General features: G+C 70.3%; 13 protein-coding genes. 11 read left to right on the top strand and 2 right to left on the bottom strand.

The genetic code is table 11. From position 1 onward, the window contains the following. The first annotated feature begins 6 nt into the window (after positions 1 to 6). The 11 genes from pafA (at position 7) to ACFZDJ_RS21675 (ending at position 11,074) form a co-directional block, all read left to right on the top strand. Positions 7 to 1,368, top strand: coding sequence for a Pup--protein ligase (gene pafA, locus ACFZDJ_RS21725; protein ID WP_168490171.1), 1,362 nt, complete (start codon positions 7 to 9; stop codon positions 1,366 to 1,368). Between the two features lie 129 nt (positions 1,369 to 1,497). Further along, entirely contained in the window at positions 1,498 to 2,502 is a 1,005-nt protein-coding gene (locus ACFZDJ_RS21720; protein WP_168507540.1) for an FKBP-type peptidyl-prolyl cis-trans isomerase, read from the top strand. 69 nt (positions 2,503 to 2,571) lie between these two features. Next, positions 2,572 to 2,943 carry an FKBP-type peptidyl-prolyl cis-trans isomerase gene (locus ACFZDJ_RS21715; RefSeq protein ID WP_168490170.1) on the top strand — a complete coding sequence of 124 codons (372 nt, stop codon included), beginning with the start codon at positions 2,572 to 2,574 and terminating at the stop codon, positions 2,941 to 2,943. A 198-nt stretch (positions 2,944 to 3,141) separates the two neighbouring features. Beyond that, positions 3,142 to 4,095 (top strand): WYL domain-containing protein, encoded by a 954-nt coding sequence (locus ACFZDJ_RS21710; protein ID WP_391060828.1) that lies wholly within the window; start codon positions 3,142 to 3,144, stop codon positions 4,093 to 4,095. Positions 4,096 to 4,112: 17 nt separating this feature from the next. Next, entirely contained in the window at positions 4,113 to 5,129 is a 1,017-nt protein-coding gene (locus ACFZDJ_RS21705; protein ID WP_168507536.1) for a YafY family protein, read from the top strand. 113 nt (positions 5,130 to 5,242) lie between these two features. Beyond that, a complete protein-coding gene (locus tag ACFZDJ_RS21700) occupies positions 5,243 to 5,503 on the top strand; it encodes a hypothetical protein (RefSeq protein ID WP_168517106.1) in 261 nt (86 codons plus the stop codon). A gap of 10 nt (positions 5,504 to 5,513) precedes the next feature. Beyond that, positions 5,514 to 5,708: a hypothetical protein gene (locus ACFZDJ_RS21695; RefSeq protein WP_099940490.1), complete on the top strand. Its 195-nt coding sequence runs from the start codon at positions 5,514 to 5,516 to the stop codon at positions 5,706 to 5,708. Positions 5,709 to 5,967: 259 nt separating this feature from the next. Next, complete coding sequence (gene tatA / locus ACFZDJ_RS21690) at positions 5,968 to 6,252, top strand: Sec-independent protein translocase subunit TatA (RefSeq protein ID WP_054231175.1); 285 nt, start codon at positions 5,968 to 5,970, stop codon at positions 6,250 to 6,252. 47 nt (positions 6,253 to 6,299) lie between these two features. Next, positions 6,300 to 7,250, top strand: coding sequence for a twin-arginine translocase subunit TatC (gene tatC / locus ACFZDJ_RS21685; protein WP_101406112.1), 951 nt, complete (start codon positions 6,300 to 6,302; stop codon positions 7,248 to 7,250). 31 nt (positions 7,251 to 7,281) lie between these two features. After that, positions 7,282 to 8,172 carry a diacylglycerol kinase gene (locus ACFZDJ_RS21680; RefSeq protein WP_391060826.1) on the top strand — a complete coding sequence of 297 codons (891 nt, stop codon included), beginning with the start codon at positions 7,282 to 7,284 and terminating at the stop codon, positions 8,170 to 8,172. Between the two features lie 40 nt (positions 8,173 to 8,212). Next, positions 8,213 to 11,074, top strand: coding sequence for an RNA helicase (locus ACFZDJ_RS21675; protein WP_168507535.1), 2,862 nt, complete (start codon positions 8,213 to 8,215; stop codon positions 11,072 to 11,074). A 74-nt stretch (positions 11,075 to 11,148) separates the two neighbouring features. Here ACFZDJ_RS21675 and ACFZDJ_RS21670 read toward each other — a convergent pair whose 3' ends face one another. Together ACFZDJ_RS21670 and atzF are read right to left on the bottom strand one after the other, a co-directional pair. Then, positions 11,149 to 12,075, bottom strand: coding sequence for a hypothetical protein (locus ACFZDJ_RS21670; RefSeq protein WP_391060823.1), 927 nt, complete (start codon positions 12,073 to 12,075; stop codon positions 11,149 to 11,151). 172 nt (positions 12,076 to 12,247) lie between these two features. Further along, positions 12,248 to 13,909, bottom strand: coding sequence for an allophanate hydrolase (gene atzF / locus ACFZDJ_RS21665; RefSeq protein WP_391060821.1), 1,662 nt, complete (start codon positions 13,907 to 13,909; stop codon positions 12,248 to 12,250). Positions 13,910 to 14,001 lie beyond the last annotated feature (92 nt).

The following is a 14,001-nucleotide window of genomic DNA, read 5'->3' as shown; positions in this document are numbered from 1 at the left end:
TCAGTCATGGACCGCCGCATTTTCGGGCTGGAGAACGAGTACGGCGTCACGTGTACGTTCAGGGGACAGCGCCGCCTGTCTCCCGACGAGGTGGCGCGGTACCTCTTCCGCCGTGTCGTGTCATGGGGCCGCAGCAGCAATGTCTTTCTGCGGAACGGCGCCCGCCTCTATCTCGACGTGGGATCACATCCGGAATACGCGACACCCGAATGTGACAACGTGACGGAACTCGTCACTCACGACAAGGCCGGCGAGCGCATTCTCGAAGGACTCCTGGTCGACGCCGAACGACGCCTGCACGAGGAAGGAATCGCGGGCGACGTCTACCTGTTCAAGAACAACACCGACTCGGCGGGCAACTCCTACGGGTGCCACGAGAACTATCTGGTGGCCCGGCACGGGGAGTTCTCCCGGCTCGCGGACATTCTCATTCCCTTCCTGGTCACCCGGCAACTGCTGTGCGGTGCCGGCAAGGTGCTGCAGACTCCGCGCGGCGCCGTGTACTGCGTGAGCCAGCGCGCCGAGCACATCTGGGAGGGCGTCAGCTCGGCGACGACCCGCTCCCGGCCGATCATCAACACCCGCGACGAACCGCACGCCGACGCCGAGCGCTACCGGCGGCTGCACGTCATCGTCGGTGACTCGAACATGTCCGAGACGACGATGCTCCTCAAGGTCGGCGCCACCGACCTGGTACTGCGCATGATCGAGGCCGGTACGGTCATGCGCGACCTCACCCTGGAGAACCCCATTCGGGCGATCCGCGAGGTCAGTCACGACATCACGGGCCGGCGCAAGGTGCGTCTGGCCAGCGGCCGGGAGGCCTCCGCGCTGGAAGTGCAGCGGGAGTACTTCGAGAAGGCCGTGGACTTCTGCGAGCGCCGCGGTATCCGCACCGGCACGGTCGAGCAGGTGCTCGAACTGTGGGGCCGCACGCTCGACTCGATCGAGGCCGAAGACCTCGACCGGATCGGTACCGAAATCGACTGGGTGATGAAGTACAAGCTCATCGAGCGGTACCGGGCCAAGCACAACATGACGATGTCGCATCCCCGGGTCGCGCAGATAGACCTCGCATATCACGACATCCACCGGCGTCGTGGTCTGTACTACCTGTTGGAGAGGAAGGGGCAAGCCACCCGGATCTGCAACGATTTGAAGATCTTCGAGGGCAAGTCCGTGCCGCCGCAGACCACTCGGGCCCGGCTGCGCGGCGACTTCATCCGGCGCGCTCAGGAGCAGCGCCGCGATTTCACCGTCGACTGGGTCCATCTCAAGCTCAACGACCAGGCGCAACGCACGGTGTTGTGCAAGGACCCGTTCCGTTCGGTCGACGATCGGGTGGAGAAGCTGATCGCGGGAATGTGAGCGCTGAGTTCCGCGTGTGATGGCGGAACGCAACGCGGGGCGCCGTACGTTTTCCGTACGGCGCCCTTCTCACGTCGTAGAGTTGCGCGCACGCCATCAACCAAGATCGATCGATACGAGGCCCTCACCGTGCGCCGACGCTCCCTCCTCATTGCCGTACCCGCCGGACTGGTCACGCTCGCCGGATGCGGTGACGACAAGTCGGACAAGGCCAAGTCCAGCAGCAGCCCGTCCCCGTCGGCCCCCGCGTCCGCCTCGGCGGCGCCGCCGCCGAAGATCGTCGACGGTCCGCTGCCGGCGATCACGGCCGGGACGAAGTTCGGTGAGAAGCCGACCGTGGCCAAGGGCACCGGCTCCCCGTCGAAGGATCTGGCGGTCAAGACGGTCATCGCGGGCGGCGGCAAGACGGTCGCGGAGAACGACTACATCCAGGCCAACTACCTCGGCCAGGTCTGGGACACCGCCAAGGTCTTCGACAACTCCTACGACCGTAAGACGCCGCTGGTCATCCAGCTCGCGCAGGGCGGCATCATCGACGGCTGGCGCTATGGCCTGGTGGGCAAGAAGGTCGGCAGCCGCGTCCAGATGTCCGTGCCGCCGACCTGGGGCTACGGCAAGCAGGGCAACACGCAGGCCGGCATCAAGGGCACCGACACGCTGGTGTTCGTCGTCGACATCGAGAACACCTTCAACGCGACGAGCTCCGCCCAGGGCAAAAACGTCGCGCAGAGCGACGCCGCCCTCCCGAAGGTCGGCACCAACACCGACGGCAAGGCCCCCTCCATCGACGTGCCGAAGGCGACGGCCCCGACGAAGCTCGTGTCGGACTACGTCATCGAGGGCGACGGCGACGAGGTCAAGGCGGACAGCAGCGTCCTGGTGCAGTACAAGGGCGTGCTCTGGGACACCGGCAAGGAGTTCGACTCGACGTACAGCAGCGGCCGGCTGGCGTCGTTCTCGCTGCAGCAGGTCGTCAAGGGCTGGGCGCAGGGCCTGACCGGCAAGAAGGTGGGCAGCCGCGTCCTCATCGTCATTCCGCCGGCGCTGGGCTACGGCAACAACCCGCCGAGCGGCAGTGGCATCAAGAAGGACTCCACCCTGGTGTTCTCGGTGGACATCCTGGCCAAGATGTAACGCCCTGCGGGATGTGAGACTGTCGGTGTTGCTTTAAGGCCTTTACGCGAACAAGCAGGAGCTAGAGACGTGAGCATCGAGAAGCCCGAGATCGACTTCCCGGGCGGCGAGCCCCCGGCGGACCTCGAGATCAAGGACATCTGGGAAGGCGAGGGCCAGGTCGCCAAGGCCGGCGACTTCGTCAAGGTCCACTACGTGGGCGTGGCCTTCTCCACCGGCGAGGAGTTCGACGCCTCCTGGAACCGCGGCACCCCGCTGGAGTTCCAGCTCGGTGTCGGTCAGGTCATCAGCGGCTGGGACCAGGGTGTGCAGGGCATGAAGGTCGGCGGCCGTCGCCAGCTGGTCATCCCGGCGCACCTCGCGTACGGCGACCGTGGCGCCGGGGGCCGGATCGCCCCCGGTGAGACGCTGATCTTCGTCTGCGACCTGGTCGCGGTCTGATCCACCGGCCGGATCGGATCTTGGTCCGATCCTCATGAAGGTCGGGTTCCCGCCCGATCTTCGTGCGCTCTGTGATCGGGATTCGTCCGAAGTCGATCACCTGGGGCCCATGCCTGTCCGGGCATGGGCCCTCGGCTTTTGCCGGGGCACTCCGGAGCGGTACGGTCATCGGTCGGAAGCACCATAGGAAGGGCGTCGATGGCCATTGCCAAGGCCGAGCGGCTGATGAACCTCGCGCTGTGTCTGCTCGGGACGCGGCGGCCGCTCAGCAAGCGCGAACTCCGCGAGTCCATCGAGGCCTATCTGGAAGCCGGGTCGGACGACTCCTTCAACCGGATGTTCGAGCGCGACAAGGACGATCTGCGCGAGCTGGGCCTGGTCATCGAGACGGTGGAGAACCTCGACGGCGAGGTCGGCTATCTCGCCCGCCGCGACAGCAACCGCCTGCCGCCCATCACCCTCGACGCCGAGGAGGCCGCCGCCCTCGGCCTCGCCGCCAAGGTCTGGCAGCAGGCCCGGCTGGCCGGCGCGGCGAGTGGTGCGTTGCAGAAGCTGCGCGCCGCCGGGCTGCCCGAGGACGTGGACCCCTACGAGGCGCATGGCGCCCTCGAACCGCACATCCCCGTGCACGAGGCGGCCTTCGAACCGCTGATGCTGGCCTGCCGCGACCGCCGCCCGGTCGTCTTCGACTACCGCAAGGCCACCGCCGCACACCCCGAGACCCGCCAGGTCGAGCCATGGGCGCTGGAGTGCTGGCGCGGCCACTGGTACCTGGCGGGCTGGGACCGCGAGCGCGGCGCCGAGCGCGTCTTCAGGCTCTCCCGGATCACCGGCAGGGTCCGCTCCCGCGCCGGGCGCTACACCGCCGAGGTGCCCGACGTCGTCACCGTGCGGGAGACCGTCGCGAGCTGGGCGGGCGACATCGCCGACCGCTCCGCGCTGATCCGGCTGCGCACCGGCTCCGGCTACCCGCTGCGGGCCAAGGCCGTCTCCGTACGGGAACTGGGTGACGGCTGGGACGAGTTGGAGATTCCGTACGGGCACGGCCTGGACGCCTGGCTCGTCGAGTTCGGGCCCGACGTGGTGGTCCTGGAGCCCGCCGAGCTGCGGGCCGATGTAGTGGACCGGCTGCGCGCCGTGGCCAAGGGCTGAGGGGGAACGTAGAGAACGTGGCACCAAAACCGGCCAGGCCCACGAACGCGATCGACCAGACCCGGCGGATGCTCTCCCTGGTGACCTATCTGCGCGAGCGCCCCGGCGCGCACGTCGGGGACGTCGCCCGGGCCTTCGGGATCACCGAGGACGAGCTGATCTCCGACCTTGACGTACTGCCGCTGTGCGGAACCAGCTTCCGCGGCGGTGACCTCCTCGACATCGACACCGACGGCGACCGCATCTGGTGGCACAACCCCGACCTCGTCGCCGAACCCCTGCGTATCGCCGCCGACGAGGCGACCGCGCTGCTGGTGGCCGCCCGCGCGGTGTCCACGCTGCCCGGACTGCGCGAGGGCGACCGGCAGGCGCTGCTGCGCGCCACCGCCAAGGTGGAGGCCGCCTCGGGCGAGGCGGCGGGCGCCAGTTCCCGCCTCTCGGTGACCTTCGAGTCCGAGGGCGGCGTCTTCGCGGACGTCGACCGGGCGATCTCCGAGCGGCGCCGGCTGTGGATCCGCTACTACTCGCCCTCGCGCGACGAGCTCACCGAGCGCGAGATCGACCCGATCCGCCTGGTCAGCGTCGGGCACACGTACGTGGAGGCATGGTGCCGCCGCTCCGAGGCGCGCCGCACCTTCCGGCTCGACCGGGTCGCCGAGATCCGCATCCTCGACGAGCCGTCCGCGCCGCCCGAGGTCGAGCTGCGGGACCTCTCCGAGGGGCTGGTGCAGCCCGCGGCCGAGGACCCCGAGGTGGTCGTCGAGGTCGGGCCGGGCGGGCGCTGGGTCGCGGAGTACTACCCGCACGACAGTGCGGATGAGCTGCCGGACGGCGGGCTGCGTATCACCTTGCGGACCCCCGACCCCACGTCGCTGCGACGGCTGGCGCTGCGCCTGGGCCGGGACGGCCGGATCGTGTCGCCCCCGGAGCTGGCGGACAGCGCCCGCGAAGCGGCTCGGGAGGCACTCGCGGCCTACGACGGGCTCGAGGGCGATGAGGACGGACCGTACGACAGGCAGGAGCAGGGGCTTTGACCACGTCGGCGATGTCGGGCGCGTCGGGGAGGGCCGGTACCTCGCAGAGGGCCGGCGGGCCGGTGAAGGCGGGCGGCGCGGAGCGGGCCGGCGCGTCCGTGGGCGCGGCGGAGATGACGGCCGTCACCGCGTTCGCCGGTATGCGCAGAGTCGCCGACGTGCTGTTCAAGGCCGGCTGCCCCGACTGCCGGGCCGCTCTGGAGCTCAGGGCGAACGCCCTGATGCTGGCCATCGGCGCCACCAGCCGCACCACGTTCTACTCCTTCACCTGCACCGAGTGCGGCTCGGCCGTCCGCAAGCCCGCGGGCGAGCGCATCGTCGAACTCCTCACCGGCGGCGGGGTGCGCACACTCCGCCTGCACTCCACGTCCTAGGCTCGGCCTCATGTTCTGGCCGATGTTCGCGATTGTCGTGGGTTTTCTTGGAATCGCCGTTCTCGGCGTGCTCGCTGTCCGTGTCTTCATGGAAGCGGAACGTCTGGGACGGCAGGTGACGGACTCCGCGCGCAGGATCAACCAGGCGGCCGACGACCTGGAGCGGGCGGCCGTCGGGGTCGCGCGTTCTGTGGATGCCGTATGACCTTCCAGGGATCCCGGTATGAGTCCGTCCAGGTATACGCAATGAGCCGTTTGAGCCTGTCAACTTGCCGGTGAGGGCGGGTACGCTTCTGATCGCGGTCCGGAGAACGAGGCGCCGGCCGCGAACTGGGAGTACGCACAGGGATTGCCCCGCGTTCACCCCTGAGCGTTACGATCGCTGTCATCACGACGTTCGGACACAAGTCCGACCGATCGGACAGCACCCCGACCCAGCCGCCTCGGTGAGAAGGTAAAGACTTATGTTCGGAAGGCTCGGCGCTCCCGAGATCATTCTCATCCTCGTCGTCATCATCCTGCTGTTCGGCGCGAAGAAGCTTCCGGACATGGCGCGCTCCCTCGGAAAGTCCGCGCGCATTCTGAAGAGCGAGGCGAAGGCGATGAAGGACGAGGGCAGCACCCCCGCCCCGGCCGGTCCGCCCAGCACCGACGAGCAGACCCCGGCTCAGCGTACGATCCAGGCCGCGCCCGGCGATGTGACCAGCTCCCGCCCGGTCACCGAGCCGACGGACACGACCAAGCGCTGACGCAGGGCCGGACGCCTCCGGCCCGCCGCACGAGATGAGGACGTGGGTTGCTCAAGTCCGCCCGCAAGAAGGAGAAGGATCCCGAGGGACGGATGCCCCTTGCGGACCACCTTCGTGAGCTCCGCAACCGGCTCGCGAAGGCGATGCTGGCCATCGTCATCGTCACGGTCGTGGCCGCCTTCTACTACAACGACATCATCAACTTCTTCACCAAGCCGGTGCTGGACTCGGTCGGGTGTCCTTCGAGCTTCGCCGAGCTGGCGAAGACGCCCAAGGGCCACCAGCAGTGCGCGCAGATCACGATCAACGGTCTGCTCGCCCCGTTCACCCTGGCGTTGAAGGTCTCGCTGATGGCCGGTGTCGCGCTCGCCTCGCCGGTGTGGCTCTACCAGCTGTGGGCGTTCGTCGCGCCCGGTCTGCACCAGAACGAGAAGAAGTACGCGTACGCGTTCGTCGGGACGGGCGTTCCGCTCTTCTTCGCCGGTGGCTTCTTCGCCTACAAGGTGCTGCCCACCACCGCGAAGGTGCTGATCGACTTCACGCCGGACGGCGTGAACAACCTGCTGCCGCTGGACGATCTGCTCGACCTCGTCACGCGCATGGTGGTCGTCTTCGGCCTCTCCTTCGAGCTGCCGCTGCTGCTGGTCATGCTCAACCTCACCGGCATCCTGACCGGCAAGCGCATGCTCGGCTGGTGGCGCGCCATGATCATGGGCATCACGGTCTTCGCCGCCGTCGCCACGCCGAGCACCGACCCGCTGACGATGCTGGCGCTCGCGGTACCGATCTGGGTCCTGTACTTCGGCGCCGTCGTCTTCTCGCTGACGAACGACCGGCGCAAGCGGCGCCGCGAGGCCGAGGGTCCGGCCGACGACGAGGCCTCCGACCTGGACCTCACGCCCGACGACATCGGCGAGGTCGAGAGCGTGTCGGCGCACCGCGCGCTGCCCGAGCAGTCGGGCACGGACCGGGTCAACGGTTATGACGACGTGACCTGACGAAGCCCGGAGATCTCGTAGGGTCAGGGCCGTGACCAGCGAGATCACCCTCTTCGTCAACCCCACCGCGGGACGCGGCCGGGGCGCCCGCGCGGCGCAGCCGGCCGCTTTCGCATTGCGAGCGGCGGGATTCTCCGTCCGTACGGTCCTCGGGGAGAACGCCGAGGACGCCCTCACGCGCGCGCGGGAGGCCGTTGAGGGCGGCACCGGCGCCCTGATAGCCGTCGGGGGCGACGGCATGGCGAACCTCGCCCTCCAGGCCGTCGCCAGCACCCGCACCCCGCTCGGCCTGGTCGCCGCCGGCACCGGCAACGACTTCGCCCGCGCCCTCGGGCTTCCGGTGCGCGACCCGGCGGCCGCGGGACGGCTGATCGCCGAGTCCCTCAAGGGGGCGCGGCTGCGCGACATCGACCTGGGCCGGGTGAACGGCACCTGGTTCGCCACCGTCCTCGCCTCCGGCTTCGACTCCCGGGTCAACGATCGCGGCAATCGCATGCGGTGGCCGGTCGGCCGCTTCAAGTACGACCTCGCCATGCTCGCCGAACTGGCCGCCCTCAGGCCCCTCCCGTACCGGATCACCCTGGACGACGGCGAGGTCCGGGAGATCCGGGCGACCCTCGTCGCGGTCGGCAACGGGTCGTCGTACGGCGGCGGAATGAGGATCTGCGCGGGCGCCGACCTGGAGGACGGGCTGTTCGACGTCACGGTCGTCGGAGAGTGCAGCCGTACGACCCTGCTCAAGGTGTTCCCCAAGGTCTACCGGGGCACCCACCTCGACCACCCCGTCGTCACCGCGCACCGGGCCGCCAAGGTCGAGCTCGTCGCCGAGGGTGTCACCGCGTACGCGGACGGGGAGCCGCTGGGGCCGCTGCCGCTCACCGCGGAGTGCGTGCCCGCGGCGGTGCGCGTGGCAATTCCCTGAGCTGCGGGAATCCGGGGTTTGAGATAAACAGATCCGGATATTGATCGTCATGTTGTCAGTGGCTGCCGGTAGTCTCGAAAGCACGATGACAGAGGACCTCTCACCGGCCGAGCGGTATGCGGCAGCACGGAAGCGCGCTGTCGAGCAGGCCACCGCGCTCGCCTCCTTCCGCGAGATGTACGACTTCGGCCTCGACCCCTACCAGATCGAGGCCTGCCAGGCGCTCGAAGCGGGCAAGGGTGTGCTCGTGGCCGCGCCCACCGGCTCGGGCAAGACGGTGGTCGGCGAGTTCGCCGTCCACCTCGCCCTCCAGCAGGGCAAGAAGTGCTTCTACACCACGCCGATCAAGGCGCTCTCGAACCAGAAGTACTCCGATCTGTGCCGCCGCTACGGCGCTGACAAGGTCGGCCTGCTCACCGGCGACAACAGCGTCAACTCCGATGCCCCGGTGGTCGTCATGACCACCGAGGTGCTGCGCAACATGCTGTACGCGGGCTCCCAGACCCTTCTCGGCCTCGGCTATGTGGTCATGGACGAGGTGCACTACCTCTCCGACCGCTTCCGCGGCGCCGTCTGGGAGGAAGTGATCATCCACCTCCCGGAGTCGGTGACCCTGGTGTCACTCTCGGCGACCGTGTCGAACGCGGAGGAGTTCGGCGACTGGCTGGACACCGTGCGCGGCCACACCGAGGTGATCGTCTCCGAGCACCGGCCCGTCCCGCTGTTCCAGCACGTGCTGGCCGGGCGCCGGATGTACGACCTCTTCGAGGAGGGCGAGGGCAACAAGAAGGCGGTCAACCCCGACCTCACCCGCCTGGCCCGTATGGAGGCCAGCCGTCCCTCGTTCCAGGACCGCAGACGCGGCCGCGCCATGCGCGAGGCCGACCGCGAGCGCGAGCGCCGGCAGCGCTCGCGGATCTGGACACCGGGCCGCCCCGAGGTCATCGAACGGCTCGACGCCGAGGGCCTGCTGCCCGCGATCACGTTCATCTTCAGCCGCGCCGCCTGCGAGGCCGCCGTCCAGCAGTGCCTGTACGCGGGCCTCAGGCTGAACGACGAGGAGGCGCGCGCGAAGGTCCGCGAGATCGTCGAGGAGCGCACCGCGTCCATCCCCTCCGAGGATCTGCACGTCCTGGGTTACTACGAGTGGCTGGAGGGCCTGGAGCGCGGCATCGCGGCCCACCACGCCGGCATGCTGCCCACGTTCAAGGAAGTCGTCGAGGAACTCTTCGTACGCGGCCTGGTGAAGGCCGTGTTCGCGACAGAGACCCTGGCGCTGGGCATCAACATGCCCGCCCGCTCGGTGGTGTTGGAGAAGCTCGTCAAGTGGAACGGCGAGCAGCACGCCGACATCACACCCGGCGAGTACACCCAGCTCACCGGTCGTGCCGGGCGCCGCGGCATCGATGTCGAGGGCCACGCCGTCGTGCTGTGGCAGCGCGGCTTCAGCCCCGACCACCTGGCGGGACTCGCGGGCACCCGCACCTACCCGCTGCGCTCCAGCTTCAAGCCGTCGTACAACATGGCCGTGAACCTGGTCGAGCAGTTCGGCCGGCACCGCTCGCGCGAACTCCTTGAGACGTCCTTCGCGCAGTTCCAGGCCGACAAGTCGGTCGTCGGGATCTCCCGGCAGGTGCAGCGCAACGAGGAGGGGCTGGAGGGCTACAAGGAGTCCATGACCTGCCACCTCGGGGACTTCGACGAGTACGCGCGACTGCGCCGCGAACTCAAGGACCGCGAGACGGAGCTCGCCAAGCAGGGCGCGGCGCAGCGGCGCGCCGAGGCGGCCGTGGCGCTGGAGAGGCTTAAGCCCGGTGACATCATCCATGTCCCGACCGGCAAGTTCGCCGGCCTGGCGCTGGTCCTCGACCCGGGGCTGCCCGCGGGCCGGTCCAACGGCCACCGCGGCTTCGAGCACCACGACGGACCGCGCCCGCTGGTCCTCACCGCCGAGCGCCAGGTGAAGCGACTGGCCTCGATGGACTTCCCGGTGCCGGTCGAGGCGCTGGAGCGGATGCGCATCCCGAAGTCCTTCAACCCGCGCTCCCCGCAGTCCCGTCGCGACCTCGCCTCCGCGCTGCGCACCAAGGCCGGGCACATCGTCCCCGACCGGCTGCGCAAGCGCCGCTCCGAGGCCGCCGACGACCGTGAGATCGCCCGGCTGCGCACCGCGATCCGCGCCCACCCCTGCCACGGGTGCAACGACCGTGAGGATCACGCCCGTTGGGCCGAGCGCTACCACCGGCTGCTGCGCGACACCAAGCAGCTGGAGAACCGCATCGAGGGCCGGACGAACACCATCGCCCGCACCTTCGACCGGATCGTCGCCCTCCTCACCGAGCTGGACTACCTGCGCGGCGACGAGGCCACGGAGCACGGCAGACGGCTCGCCCGGCTGTACGGCGAACTCGACCTGCTGGCCAGCGAATGCCTGCGCGCCGGGGTCTGGGAAGGCCTCGACCCGGCCGAACTCGCGGCCTGTGTCTCGGCGTTGGTGTACGAGTCGCGGGTCGGTGACGACGCGATGGCGCCGAAGCTGCCGTCCGGCAAGGCCAAGGCGGCGCTCGGTGAGATGGTCCGCATCTGGGGCCGTCTCGACGCGCTGGAGGAGGACTTCCGGATCACCCAGTCCGAGGGCGTCGGCCAGCGCGAACCGGACCTCGGCTTCGCCTGGGCGGCCTACGAGTGGGCTTCCGGCAAGGGCCTCGACGAGGTGCTGCGCGAGGCGGAGATGCCGGCCGGTGACTTCGTCCGCTGGTGCAAGCAGGTCATCGACGTGCTGGGCCAGATCTCGGCCGCCGCGCCGGTCGCCGGCGGTGAGAGGTCGACGGTCGCGAAGAACGCGCGCAAGGCGGTCGATGGCCTGCTGCGCGGAGTGGTCGCCTACTCGTCGGTCGGCTGAGTGGGCTGAGCCGAGCCGGTGGCCCGGTCGCTCGTGGTGCGTCGCCTCCCTGCCGGGGGTGGCGCACCTTTGCGTCAGCTCCAGCTCGGTGAGGGCTCGTGCGGCCCCTCATGAGGCACGGGGCGGCCGGTGTGGGCGTCCAGGAGGATACGGTCGCCGATCGGGCGGGTCAGCTTCACCGTCACCCTCGCGCGGATCCCCTCACCGGTGCAGGGACCCTTCCTCGCTCCGAGGACGGACGCGGACAGCACCACGCCGGTCCTGGTCTCCAGTACGTGCACGGCCGGGCCGGAGTCGCAGGACCCGTGGTCGGCCAGGACCGTGAGGGTTCGGCCGTCGCCGGCCACCGCGACGAGCCGGTCGAGCGGGGCCGGCATGCCGGCGGGGACATCCCGGCTCGGCCCGATCGGCGACTCGGGGAGCTTCGAGGGGCCGACGGCAGCGCGCTTGAGCGGAGTGTCGTAGCCCTCCAGGGTGAACAGCCAGGCCGGAACGGTCGCCGGGCCCCGGCTGGTGGCCAGGGTCATCTCGCCCGGCTCTGCCCCGGTCACGGTCAGGTGCGGGCCGTCGTTCCCGCCACGCGCCAGCCTCTCGTACGCCTTGCCCGCCGCCATCAGCGGCAGGGTGAGGGAGGCTCCGCTCTTCCACCTCACCTCCCCGTCCCTGCGCGGGAGTGCCGGAAGTGCGCCGCGCAGCACGAAGTTCTGGGTGGTGAAGGCTCGCTTGTCGGCTTCGTCGCGCAGGCCGCCCTCGGGCAACTGGACCGCGTCCGCCATCGGGTAGTAGCCCTTGCGCCACTGCCGAGCGGCCTCGGAACCGTCCCAGGCGTCGGCGACCTGTCGGGCGCGGCTCTTCGCCCGCGGTTCCTGACCGGTGCCGGGGGCCCGCACCCCGCTGCCGGCGGCCCTGTCGCTGCCGCACCCCGTGACGGCACCGGCTCCGGCGGTCAGGAAGGCGAGGGTGGCGAGCAGATGGGCGATGCGTGTGGTCGTGGACTGCATGGGTCCCCCGGGGGCCGGCGCTGACGAACGGAACGTGGGTGGTGCGGGGCGGAGCTCGTGTCACGCCTGTGACGCCCCGGCCCCGGGGCACGTTCGGCCCGCGTCCGTTTCCGCGATGCTTTTTTGCCGCATCGTGACTCGTCGGCCTTGCGGCCCGACCACGGCCGTGAGGTCAGGCGCGCGTCCGGAGGTAGCCGCGCCAGCCGCCGTACTCCGTGATGTCCTCGGCGCCTTCGAGCGCCGCGGGCTCGCACAGGAAGCCGGGCACGTGGGTGCCGTCGGCCAGTTCGACCCGGCCCAGTGCCATCGGCCGGGGCAGGTCGGCGAGGAGCCGGCCGAGGCCCGCCGCGGGCAGTCGCCACACCTCGGCCTCGATGCCGGCCCCGCCGCTCTCGCCGACGTGGACCAGGCCCGGCTTGGGCGGGGTGGTGGACAGCGCGTGCAGACGGTAGGCGGGTGCCGTCGTGGTCGTGCGCTCCCACTCCGCGCCCAGGGACAGGAGCTGGGGGTTCAGCGGCTGGCCGGACAGGTGGGCGCCGACCACCGCGATCCGCAGCTCCGGCTGGAGCAGCGCGGCGATCCGGGCGAGGCGTTCGTCGGTGAACGCCGGGCCGATCAGCATCACGCCGAAGGGCAGAGCGGCGGGCGTGAGACCGGCCGGAACGGCGACCGCCGCCAGGTCGAAGAGGTTCGTGGAGTTGGTGAAGCGGCCCAGCCGGGCGTTGGCACCGAGCGGGTCGGCGGCGACCTCCGCGAGCGTGGGGTGGCCGGGTGCGGTCGGCAGCAACAGGGCGTCCGCGTCGCCGAGTTCGGCGAGGGCCCGGGTACGCAGGGCCGCCAGCCGGTCCTGGTCGGCGAAGAGCCGGTGGGCCGGGATGTCCCGGGCGCGGGTGATGATCCCGGCGACGGTCGGGTCGAGCCCCTCACCTCCCTCGCTGATCAACTTGTCGACAAAGCTCCCCACCGCCGTGTAGCGCTCGGCGACGAACGCGCCCTCGTAGAGCATCGCCGCCGCCTCGGTGAACGGGGTGAGGTCGAGTGTGCGCACCTCGGCCCCGGCCTCGACGAGCCGGCCCACGGCGGCCTCGTACGCCTCCGCCCAGCCCTCGTCGAGTTCGCCGAGCTGCGTCGTCGGGGGGATGGCGACGCGCCAGGGGCCGGGGGCCCGCTGGGGGAGCGCGGGGAGTTCGCGTCCGGAGGGGGACGCCAGGTAGGCGAGGGCCTGTTCGGCCTCCGGGAGCGTACGGGCGAAGACGGTCACGCAGTCGAGCGAGGCGCAGGCCGGGACGACACCGGTGGCCGGGACCAGGCCGCGGGTGGGCTTGAGGCCGACGATGCCGTTGAAGGCGGCGGGGACGCGTCCGGAGCCGGCCGTGTCGGTGCCGAGGGCGAGGTCGACGATGCCGAGGGCTACGGCCACGGCCGATCCCGAGCTGGAGCCGCCGCTGATCCTGGCCGGGTCCAGGGCGCCTCGTACGGCGCCGTGCGGGGAGCGGGTGCCGACCAGGCCGGTGGCGAACTGGTCGAGGTTCGTGGTGCCGAGGACGAGTGCGCCGGCTGTGCGGAGGCGGGCGACCGCGGGGGCGTCGCCCTCCGGGGTGTACGCGTAGGCCGGGCAGCCTGCGGTGGTTTTCAGGCCGGCCACGTCGATGTTGCCCTTCGCGGCGAGGAGCTTGCCGGCGAGGGGGAGGTGTTCGCCTGCGGCGAGGCGGGCGTCGATGGCCTGGGCTTCCTTCTCGACCTCTGTCCGGGGGCGGAGGTCGATCCAGATCTCGGGGCGGTCGACTGCCTCGATGCGGGCGTAGGCCAGGTGGACTCGGGTGACGGCGGACATGGGTTGCTCCTTGTTCTGTGGCTGTCGGCCGGTGGGTGGCCTGTGCCCACCCGTTCCGCCCCTTGCGGAACGCCTGCCCACAGACCACCGGC

It is taken from the genome of Streptomyces sp. NPDC007896 (assembly GCF_042959425.1).
Lineage (GTDB): Bacteria > Actinomycetota > Actinomycetes > Streptomycetales > Streptomycetaceae > Streptomyces.
The sequence above is the reverse complement of the archived record's forward strand: the minus strand, read 5'-3'. Positions and strand labels throughout refer to the sequence as shown.